The sequence below is a fragment of the Intrasporangium sp. DVR genome (genome assembly GCF_040365325.1).
Taxonomy (GTDB): domain Bacteria; phylum Actinomycetota; class Actinomycetes; order Actinomycetales; family Dermatophilaceae; genus Intrasporangium.
On the sequence record NZ_BAABZW010000028.1, the window covers coordinates 17,221 to 27,664 of the forward strand.

7 protein-coding genes are annotated in these 10,444 nt (G+C 70.4%); all 7 read right to left on the minus strand.

Going from position 1 to position 10,444, the window contains the following annotated elements:
• Positions 1–53: 53 nt before the first annotated feature.
• Complete coding sequence (locus tag ABWV20_RS18005; RefSeq protein ID WP_353357651.1) at positions 54–857, minus strand: IclR family transcriptional regulator; 804 nt, start codon at positions 855–857, stop codon at positions 54–56.
• Between the two features lie 116 nt (positions 858–973).
• Entirely contained in the window at positions 974–2,710 is a 1,737-nt protein-coding gene (locus ABWV20_RS18010; protein ID WP_353357639.1) for an L-lactate permease, read from the minus strand.
• A gap of 38 nt (positions 2,711–2,748) precedes the next feature.
• The gene (locus ABWV20_RS18015) at positions 2,749–4,155 is read right to left on the minus strand and encodes a heterodisulfide reductase-related iron-sulfur binding cluster (RefSeq protein ID WP_353357641.1); all 1,407 of its coding nucleotides are present in this window, start codon (positions 4,153–4,155) and stop codon (positions 2,749–2,751) included.
• Positions 4,155–5,408 (minus strand): FAD-binding oxidoreductase, encoded by a 1,254-nt coding sequence (locus ABWV20_RS18020; protein ID WP_353357643.1) that lies wholly within the window; start codon positions 5,406–5,408, stop codon positions 4,155–4,157. Before ABWV20_RS18020 ends, ABWV20_RS18015 begins: the two co-directional genes overlap by 1 nt.
• Positions 5,408–6,865: an FAD-linked oxidase C-terminal domain-containing protein gene (locus ABWV20_RS18025; RefSeq protein ID WP_353357645.1), complete on the minus strand. Its 1,458-nt coding sequence runs from the start codon at positions 6,863–6,865 to the stop codon at positions 5,408–5,410. The genes ABWV20_RS18020 and ABWV20_RS18025 overlap by 1 nt, the downstream gene beginning before the upstream one ends.
• Before the next feature lie 4 nt (positions 6,866–6,869).
• Positions 6,870–8,450, minus strand: a complete 1,581-nt coding sequence (gene aceB, locus ABWV20_RS18030; protein ID WP_353357647.1) for a malate synthase A — start codon at positions 8,448–8,450, stop codon at positions 6,870–6,872.
• Positions 8,451–9,459: 1,009 nt separating this feature from the next.
• A partial coding sequence (locus tag ABWV20_RS18035) for an aminotransferase-like domain-containing protein (protein WP_353357649.1) occupies positions 9,460–10,444 on the minus strand: 985 nt, incomplete at its 5' end.

Consider the following 10,444-nt stretch of genomic DNA (forward strand, 5'->3'; position numbering starts at 1 on the left):
CCGTGTGGTGACGCCGGACCCCGCCTCGGGGTCGGCGTCGAGTGCGCCCCACGTCACCGTGAGGCCGGGCGCCGGCCGGCTCCGGACCGGCCGTCCAGGTCCCGGACGAGCCGGTCCGCGACCTCCCGGAGGACCGGCGCGATCTCCTTGACCCGGTCGAGGGTGAGGCGGCCCGACGGACCGGACACCGAGAGGGCGAGCAGCGCCGGCGCGTGCACGAGGGACACGGCGACGCAGCGCACCCCCACTTCCTGCTCACCGTCGTCGACTGCATACCCCTGCTCCCGCACCCGATCGAGCTCGGCGAGCAGGGCCGCAACGTCGGTGATCGTGTGCCCCGTCCGCGCGGGCAGGCCGGTGCGGCCCACGACGTCGATGACCTGCCCGACGGGAAGCTCGGCGAGGAGAGCTTTGCCGACCCCCGTGCAGTGGGGCAGGACGTGCCGCCCCACCTCGGTGAACATCCGCATCGCGTGGGGCGACGGCGCCTGCGCGACGTAGACGACCGAGTCACCCTCGAGCATGGCGAGGTTGGCGGTCTCCCCGATCTGGTCGGCCAGACGTCGTAGGTACGGCATTGCCTGCGCGCCGAGGGTCAGGCCCGCCACCTCGCCCAGTCGGATGAGGCGGGGCCCCAGCGCGTATCGGTGCGACACCTCCCTGCGGACGTATCCGCCCGCGAGGAGCGACTGGACGATCCGGTGGATCGTCGGCATCGGCAGGCCCGTGCTGGCTGCGAGCTGCGAGAGGGTGGCGATGCCGCCCGCGTCCGCCATGGCCTCCAGGAGCTCGAAGGCGCGGTCGAGCGCCTGCACGCCACTGCGGCGCCCGGTGGGTGCCTGACCCTCGGCGCCCATCCGCCCATCTCGCGCCTCGCCCGTCATCCCGATCTGCTCCAGCCTCTCCTCACGGTCGGTGTCCCGCTCGACAGTCGCCGAGCGGGACACCCAAGCCTGCCTCGACTCGATCTGGGTCAGGGCACCATCCACGACAGGACGGGCGTGGACTGCAGGTAGACGAGAACGCACATGAAGACGAGGAAGCCGATGCTCCAGCCGAGAACCTTCCGGAAGATGTCACCCTCTCGACCCGAGAGGCCGACCGCGGCTGCGGCGATCGCGAGGTTCTGCGGCGAGATCATCTTGCCGAGGACACCACCGGAGGAGTTGGCCGCCGCCATGAGAACCGGGTCGAGTCCGGTCTTGGCTGCCGCCGAGACCTGCAGCGCGCCGAACAGCGAGTTGGACGAGGTGTCCGAGCCCGTGACGGCCACGCCGAGCCAGCCGAGGATCGGGGAGATGACGGCGAAGATCGCGCCGGCTCCGGCCATCCACGTGCCGAGCGTCGCCGTCTGGCCCGACGCGTTCATGACGTAGGCGAGGCCGAGGACCGCCATGACCGTGACGATGGCTGCCGCGAGCTGTCGGTACGTGTCGAGGTAGGCACGGAAGGCCTTCGCCAGGGAGATGCCGATGATCGGGATCGTGACGAGCCCGGCGATGAGCATGAGCGTGCCCGCCGCGTTGAGCCAGCCGAACTTGAACGTCGGGAGGGTCGACGGCTTCCCGGATGCGGTCTGCAGGTCGAGGCCCGGCCACTTGAACTGCGTCCCGGGGGCGGCCAGGGCGTCCTTGATCCCGGGGAGCTGGCTCAGGCTGAAGATGGCGATGATGACGAGGTATGGAGCGTAGGCGCGCCACACGTCGGCCTTCGTGTCGACGTGGCCGCGGTCGCGCTCAGCCAGCTCCTGTGCGGTGCCGGTGCCCGCACCGATCGGGTGGTCCGAGCCACCCGCGTGAGCGGCGGGGGTGCCACTGATCAGTCGATCCTCGGTCCGGGCGTAGCGGCCCGAGACGTGCGCCTCCGTGGCCATCTCCTCCGTCTCGGCGTACGAGGCCGCGGGACGCCATACGCGCAGGAGAAGCACGACGGACACGGCACCCACGAGCGCGGCGACGATGTCGGTCAGCTGGGTGGAGAGGTAGTTCGACGTGGCGAACTGCGCCAGCGCGAAGCTGATGCCGCAGACCAGGGTGGCCGGCAGGGTGGCCCTGACGCCACGGCCCTTGTCGATGATGAAGACGAGGGCCATCGGGACGAACACGCCGAGGAGCGGCGTCTGTCGGCCCACCATCTGCGACAGCGTGTGCTCGGGAAGGCCGGTGACCGTCGCGAGGGTCGTGATCGGCACGGCGAGGGCACCGAACGCGACCGGCGCGGTGTTGGCCACGAGGGCCACCACGGCGGCCTTCATCGGCCGGAAGCCGAGGGCGATCAGCATGACGCTCGTGATGGCGACCGGCGTACCGAACCCGGCGAGCGCTTCGAGGAGCGCGCCGAAACAGAAGGCGATGATGACTGCCTGGATCCGCTGGTCGTCGCTGACACGGGCGAAGGAGCGCCGCAGGACGTCGAAGTGCCCCGTGACGACCGTCATGTTGTAGAGCCAGATCGCATTGATGACGATCCAGAGGATGGGGAAGAACCCGAACGCGGCCCCCTCGGCGCCCGCCATGAGCGCCTGGCCGACGGGCATCGTGTAGGCCACGATCGCGACGAGGATCGAGACGACCAACGAGGCGAGTGCGGCTTTCCACGCGCTGATGCGCAGGACGCCGAGCAGCACGAACAGGGTGACCAACGGGAGCATGGCCACGAGGGCCGTGAGGAAGATCGATCCGGCTACCGAATCGAGGACTGGGCGATACATGCGTTCACCTCATTGTGAGCGATGGATGGGCTGCTGAATCAGGAGCGGGTCGTGCCGGGTGGGACGCCGAGGACGGCGGGGTCGCATCCTCGGATGGAGGCGTCGAGCACCTCCACGATGTGGGCGAGCGCGATGCGGTGACCCGCACGCTCGAGGGACGAGGCCACCTGCATGAGGCAGCCGGGGTTGGCGGTCACGAGGAGGGGCGCCTTGGTGGTGAGGACGTTGACGGCCTTGCGGTCGCCGAGCTCGCGCGCCGGCTCGGGGTTCAGGATGTTGTAGATCCCGGCCGAGCCACAGCAGATCTCGCCCTCGGGGATCTCGCGCAGCTCGAGACCGGGTATGCCGCGCAGCAGGTCGCGCGGCTGGGCCCGGATCCCCTGGGCATGGGCGAGGTGGCAGGCGTCGTGGTAGGCGATGGCCACCGGCAAGGGGTGGCGGGTTGCGACGGGCCCGGCCTCGACGAGGATCTCGGACACGTCGCGAACGCGGTCGGCGAACCGGCGGGCGCGCTCGGCGTACTGCGGGTCGTCGGAGAGCAGGTCGGCGTACTCCTTCATCGAGGACCCGCAGCCGGCGGCGTTGACGACGACGCTGTCGACCCCTGCGGCATCGAAGGTGTCGATGAGGGCCCGAGCGAAGCGCTGCGCCTCGGCCTCGCGTCCGTTGTGCACCGAGAGCGCGCCGCAGCAGCCCTGCGAGGCCGGGGCGACGACCTCGAAGCCCTCCGCGCTCAGCACGCGGGCAGTGGCCGCGTTGACCCCCGGGAAGAACTCGCGCTGGACGCAGCCGAGGAGCATCCCCACGGTGCCACGCTTCGCACCACGCGCGGGAGTGCGCTCCGGCACGTGCTCCCGCGCCTCGAGCGGCGGCGCGAGGGCCTCCATCGACGCGAGGGTCGGGGAGATCCGGTCGAGGACGCCCGTGCGGCGCAGCAGCCGGGACAGGCCGCTCCGCTGGTGCAGGCGCAGCGGTCCGCGCATCGCGCGGAGTCGCTTGGGGTACGGGAAGAGGGCGAAGATCGCGGCCCGCAGGGCGCGCTCGGACCGCGGCCGTTCGTGGCGGCGCTCCACCTGGGCCCGCGTCGCTTCGATGAGCCGGTCGTACTGCACGCCCGACGGGCAGGCCGTCACACATGCCATGCACCCCAGGCACGCGTCGAAGTGCTGGACCATCGAGGGGGTCATCGGCTCGCCCTGCAGACCTTCGTTCATGAGGTAGATGCGGCCCCGGGGCGAGTCCATCTCCTCCCCCCAGAGGGTGTACGTCGGGCAGGTCGGCAGGCAGAACCCGCAGTGGACGCAGTCGGCGACGAGCTCGGCCGACGGTGGCCGGTGGGCGTCGAACGCGGGGGTCCCACCCTGGATCGGGGTCAGCGAGAGCCGCTGGTCCGTACCGAGGGTGCCGGTCGGGGTCGAGACGGGCCCGGGGTCTGCTGTGGTCATTAGATTCCTCCGACGAAACGGCCGGGCGCGAGGCGCCGCTCGGGATCGAACTGCGCCTTCACGGAGCGCATGAGGTCGAGTGCGCCCACCGGTCCCCAGACGTCGAGGGCCTCACGCGTCCCGGCAGGGGCTTGGAGGACGACGACGGAGCCGCCGAACGTGCCAGCGCTCTCCCGCAGCCGGTCGACGAGGTCGCGCACGGCCTCGGCGGCCGGTGCGCTCGACCCGTCGCGTGGGCCCACTCCGACGAGGGCGGTGCCGACGGCCGGGCTGCCCCGAAGCGTCGCGGCCAGGCCGCTGGCGTCGGTCGCGGCGTCGAGGGCCTCGAGGGCCTGCTGGAGTCGCGAGATCTCGTGGGTGACCTTGAGGAGGACGCCACCGGATGCTGCCGGCTCGGTGCCCCACCATTCCGGGGCCTCGCCGGAGTCGCTGGCGTCGGCACCGAGGAGGGCCAACGCGTCGGCGACTCGTTGCTCGACGCCCGGTGGGATGCCTTCGACGAGGACCGCGAGGGTGGCCGCGCCGGAGGTGCGGTCGAGCTCCACCCCCGAGGGGACGAGCTGGGAGTGGACGAGTGCCGACACGGCCTGCTGTATGCCGCTGGGCTCGCCCAGCGGGCACGTGACCCAGCGCTGCGCGGCGGGCACGGGATGGAGCCGGAAGGCGACCTCGGTGATCACGCCGAGGGTGCCGTAGGAGCCGGTGAGCAGCTTGCCGAGGTCGTAGCCGGCGACGTTCTTGACGACCTTGCCGCCGGCGTGGGCGATGACTCCGTCGGCGCGGACGAAGCGCATCCCGATGACGAGGTCGCGGACCGCCCCGTGGAAGAGGCGGGTCGGTCCGGTGGTGGCCGTGGCGACCGCCCCCCCGACGGTGCCCGACCGGGCCGGGTCGACTCCCAGGCGCTGCCCCGCCTGAGCCAGGTCGGTCTGGAGGTCGGCCAGCCGGCGGCCCGCCCCGACGACGACGATGAGGTCGCCGGCAGCGTGCTCGACGACGTCGTCCATGCGGGTCGTGTCGATGACGAGGTCGACGCTTTCGGGGGGCGAGCCCCAGTCGAGCTTGGAGCCCGTGCCGCGGGCCACGACGGTCAGGCCGTGGGTCGCGGCGGCCGTCATGAGGGCGGCGGTCTCGGTCGTGGACGCGGGACTCGCGACCCAACGGGCCGGCACCCCGGCGACCGCGTCGGCGACGGTGGCTTCGTGCACGTGGCCCGCGGCCGCGGCCTTCAAGTCATCGAGGATGTCTGCCATCAGAAGAGCTCCGCCTTCCCGGCCGCGACGAGTGGGTGCGGTCCCTTGTGCCGACCCGGCACCTCGCCGCAGAGCCGCGGGGTCGGGAAGACCTTGCCCGGATTGGAGATCGACGCCGGGTCGAAGGCGCACCGCAGGAGCTGCATCGTGTCGAGGTCGTCGTCGCTGAACATCCGGGGCATGTACTTCGCCTTGTCCGAGCCGACGCCGTGCTCACCCGTGATCGAGCCGCCGTGCTGGATGCACAGGTCGAGGATCGCCGCGGAGACCTCCTCCGCGCGTTCGGCCTCACCCTCGTTGGCGTCGTCGAAGAGGACGAGGGGATGCAGGTTGCCGTCACCGGCGTGGAAGACATTGGCGACGCGCACTCCCGCCTCGGTGGAGATCGCGGCGATGCGTCGCAGGACCTCCGGCAGGGACGTCCTCGGGATGACGCCGTCCTGGACGATGTAGTCCGGGCTGATCCGGCCCACCGCCGCGAACGCCGACTTGCGGCCCTTCCAGAAGAGGGCGCGCTCGGCGTCGTCCTTGGCGATGCGGATCTCGAAGGCGCCGTTGGCCCGGCAGAACTCCTCGATCTGGTCGAACTGGTGGTCCACCTCGGCGGCCGGGCCGTCGAGCTCGACGATGAGGACGGCGCCGGCGCCCGCGGGGTAGCCGCACTGGACGGCAGCCTCGGCCGCCTCGATCGCGAGCGCGTCCATCATCTCGATCGCGGCGGGGATGACCCCCGCACCGATCACGGTCGAGACGGCGGCTCCGGCCCGGTCGGTGTCGGGGAAGGCTGCGAGCAGGGTGCGGACCTCCTGCGGGCTTCGGGTGAGACGTACCGTGACCTGGGTCGCGATGCCGAGCGTGCCCTCGGACCCCACCACGGCACCGAGCAGGTCGTAACCCGGGGCGTCCGGCGCCTTGCCACCGATCTGCACGACCTCTCCTGACGGCGTGACGAACTCGACGCCCATCACGTGGTTGGCCGTGAAGCCGTACTTGAGGCAGTGGGCTCCGCCGGAGTTCTCCGCGACATTGCCGCCGATCGAGCAGACCTGCTGGCTCGAGGGGTCGGGGGCGTAGTAGTAGCCCGAGGGCAACGTCTCGCGGCTCAGCTGGAGGTTGATCACGCCGGGCTCGACGACGGCACGTTGGTTGTCCCTGTCGATCTCGATGATGCGGCGCATCCTCGACATGACGATGAGGACCCCGTCCGCGTGCGGAAGGGCCCCTCCGGACAGCCCGGTGCCCGAGCCCCGCGCGACGAACGGGATGCCGTTCGCCGCGCAGGCCCGCACGACGGTGGCGACGTGCTCGGTCGTCTCGGCCAGGACGACCAGCGCGGGGGTGACCTTGTAGTGCGCGAGGCCATCGCACTCGTACGTTCGAAGCTGCTGGTGGTCGGTGATGACCGCCTGCTCTCCGAGATCGCGTCGTAGCTGCCCCGCGAGGCCCAAGGCGTCCATGGTCTCAGGGCATCCGCTCATAGGCTGGCAGCGTCAGGAACTCCGCGAAGTCATCGGCCACCGCGACCTCGAGGAACGTCGAGCGCGCCTCGTCGTAGTCACCGGGCTCGCCCGGCAGCTTGGCGATCTCCTCCTCGACGAGCCGGTCGATGAGCTCGCGCGTCACCGTCTCGCCCGTGTCCAGCTCGACGTCGTTGTGCAGCCACTGCCACACCTGCGATCGAGAGATCTCCGCCGTCGCAGCGTCCTCCATGAGGTTGAAGATGCCGACCGCACCCGTCCCTTTCAGCCACGTGTGGAGGTACTGGATGCCCACGCTGATGTTGTTGCGCAGGCCGGCCTCCGTGACGGTGCCAGGTGTCGACTTGACGTCGAGGAGCTGCTCCGCCGTGACATGGACGTCCTCCCGCTTCTTGTCGAGCTGGTTGGGACGATCGCCGAGGACCTTGGTGAAGGCCTCCTTGCACAGCTCGACCATGCCGGGGTGTGCGACCCACGAGCCGTCGAAGCCGTCGCCGGCCTCGCGAGTCTTGTCGTCGGTCACCTTCTGGAACGCCGCTTCGTTGACCTCGGGGTCACGGCTGGGGATGAAGGCCGCCATGCCGCCGATCGCGTGGGCGCCTCGCTTGTGGCACGTCCTCACGAGCAGCTCGGTGTAGGCGCGCATGAACGGCACCGTCATCGTGACCTGGTTGCGATCGGGCAGGAGGAAGTCCCTGCCCCTGGTGCGGAACTTCTTGATGACGCTGAAGATGTAGTCCCAGCGGCCCGCGTTGAGGCCGGAGGAGTGCTCGCGCAGCTCGTAGAGGATCTCCTCCATCTCGAAGGCCGCGGGGTAGGTCTCGATGAGACACGTGGCCCGGATCGTGCCCTGGGGGATGCCGAGACGCTCCTGGGCTCGGACGAACACGTCGTTCCAGAGCCGGGCCTCCAGGTGGCTCTCCATCTTGGGCAGGTAGAAGTAGGGGCCCTTGCCCGCGTCGAGCTGGCGCTGGGCGCAGTGGAAGAAGTAGAGGCCGAAGTCGACGAGAGAACCGGACATCGGCTCGCCGTCGACGACGACGTGCTTCTCCGACAGGTGCCAGCCACGCGGGCGGACGACGATGGTGGCCAGCTCCTCGGCCGGGCCCAGCGCGTAGGTCTTGCCCTCGTCGCTCGTGTAGTCGATGGTGCGGTCGAGGGCGTCCATGAGGTTGAGCTGGCCCTGGACGACGTTGCCCCACGTCGGCGTCGACGCGTCCTCGAAGTCGGCGAGCCAGACCTTGGCGCCCGAGTTGAGGGCGTTGATCGTCATCTTGCGGTCGGTGGGGCCGGTGATCTCCACGCGACGATCGACGAGGCCGGGGGCCGGGGGCGCCACCTGCCAGTCTCCGTCGCGGACGTCCTGCGTCTCAGGGAGGAACTCGAGCTGGTGACCCGCCACGAGCTGGTCGTACCGGTCCTCGCGCGCCTGGAGCAGCTCGAGCCGCCTCGCGTTGAAGGTGCGCTGGAGGTCGGCGAGGAAGTCGAGGGCTGGACCGGTGAGCACCTCGTCGAACCGCGCACCGCTCTCGCCTGTGATCTGAACGCCATCGGTCACTGCCATCACCCGTCCTCGATCTCACTTCATCACGATTGGATATTCCACCATGCGGAATACTTCTTCTGCTATACGAGAACATATTCAGTGGCTTGCCGGGCAGTCAACGGTTGCCCGGATCGAATCCTCCTCCTCAAGCCGACGAGATGGGGCTTAGGGCGAGTGCTCTCGTCAGGCGCGGGGATCTCGGGGCCGACCAGCCGTCGGCGCTTGTGGCGCAATCCCGGTCCGCGTCGGGACGGCGCGGACGCACGGCCCAACCAGCTGGTCGGTGGCGCGGTCGTGGCCGACCGTCTGACGGAAGCGAGGCAGAGCGTTCCCGGGACTCGCCGGGCCCGGTCACCGCGACTTGAGCCAGATCAGCTGAGTGACATCGTCCATCGAGTGCTGCGCGACGAGGCGGCCGTCGGCGGCCGTCGGCGGCCGTCGGCGGCCGTCGGCGGCCGTCGGCGGCGGAGAGCTCAGGGACTCCGCCGACGTCCTTGACGGGCGCGACGGCGACACGTGCGCCATCGGGTGACCAGAGGATCTGGGGGAACCGATGTACGCATCGGGGAACTCGTACAGCGTCTGCTCAACCGGTGAGCGGTCTCCCCTGCCGCGGGGACCCGCACCACCTTGGCCTCGAGTGACACACCGACTTCGCTCGTCTCGTGCCCGCGACCGCGGTACAGGACGACCCGAGCCGAATCCCGTCGGGTGACCAGTCGAGACTCAGCGTCGTCGCGCCCCGTCGCGGGGCGAATGGTCGCCTCGGAGCCAGGGTCTGACTTCTCCGGCGCTGCAGGAGGCAGGGTTCGAAGAGCCCGCAGCACCCCGGACCAGCCCTCGAACTGCGCGGTGAGGGGCGTGAGTCCGTCCGCCGGGAGGCGGGCGTGAGTCCGTCCGCCGGGAGGCGGGCGTGACCCACAGACCTTGTACGGGGGTTGGCCCAGGTGTTCTCGGAACTACTCTCTCCGGCAACGGGATTGACCCGCATCGCTGCCGACCATCCCGTAGGGCTGGGTCGGTGACGTCAGCCAGCGTGTGCGGTGAGTTTCTTCCCCAGAATGAGCGCGCCCTCGGGGAAGGCTGCCGGGTTGGGGCCGGAGTAGTTGAGCCTGAGGAAGACTCCGGCTGGTTCGGCAGGGAACCATTCGGTGCCGGGTGCGATGAGCAGCCCTGCCCGTTCGCAGTCCTGGGCGAGCCGGTCGAGGTCGGTGGTGTCGGGTAGGCGGGCCCACAGGTTGAGCCCGCCCGGGGGGACGTGGTCGACCTGCACCCGAGAGGCGTGCTGGCGAAGGCTGTCGAGAAGGAGGTCACGGCGGGCGCGGAGCTGGTCGCGCACACCGCGCAGATGGTTCTGCCAGGCGGGGTGGGTGACCACGTCCAGGACTGCGGCTTGGAGCAGTCCGCTGACGTACATGGACTCGGCGGCCCGGTCGGCCAGGATCCGCTCGCGGGCCGGGCCTCGAGCGATCACGGCGGCGATGCGCAGCGCCGGGGACACGCTCTTGGTCAGGGAACGCAGGTAGACGACGTGCCCGGCGTCGTCGTGGGCGGCGACCGGCTTGGGTGTCGTGGTGATGCCGAAGTCATGGGCCCAGTCGTCCTCGACGAGGAAGGCTCCGTGACTGCGGACCACGTCCAGCACCTGCGCGCCGCGCTCGGTCGACCACTGGATGCCGGTGGGATTGGCGTAGGTGGGCTGCGCGTAGAAGGCCCGGGCGCCCGTCTCGCCGAAGGCGCGGTCCAGCTCGGTCGGGTCGGGGCCGGCGGGTCCGGTGGGCACGGGGACGACGCGGACGCCGGCTTGGGCGGCGCCCGCGATGGCCCCCCAGTAGGTGGGTGATTCCATGAGCAACGGCTGCCCCTCTGCGACGAGTGCGCGGAAGATGGAACTGAGTCCGCTCTGGCTGCCGGGCAGCACGATGACATCGCTCGGGGTGGGTGGTGTGACCCCGACGGGGCTCGTGGTTCCAAGGGCCTTGCCCCCGGTTCTTGGACACGGGGTGGGATTA

Coding starts and splice junctions, on each gene's coding strand:
- ABWV20_RS18020 (WP_353357643.1), bottom strand. CDS start 5,408: ATGGCAGACATCCTCGATGACTTGAAGGCCGCGGCCGCGGGCCACGTG.
- ABWV20_RS18015 (WP_353357641.1), bottom strand. CDS start 4,155: ATGACCACAGCAGACCCCGGGCCCGTCTCGACCCCGACCGGCACCCTC.
- aceB (WP_353357647.1), bottom strand. CDS start 8,450: ATGGCAGTGACCGATGGCGTTCAGATCACAGGCGAGAGCGGTGCGCGG.
- ABWV20_RS18005 (WP_353357651.1), bottom strand. CDS start 857: ATGGGCGCCGAGGGTCAGGCACCCACCGGGCGCCGCAGTGGCGTGCAG.
- ABWV20_RS18010 (WP_353357639.1), bottom strand. CDS start 2,710: ATGTATCGCCCAGTCCTCGATTCGGTAGCCGGATCGATCTTCCTCACG.
- ABWV20_RS18025 (WP_353357645.1), bottom strand. CDS start 6,865: ATGGACGCCTTGGGCCTCGCGGGGCAGCTACGACGCGATCTCGGAGAG.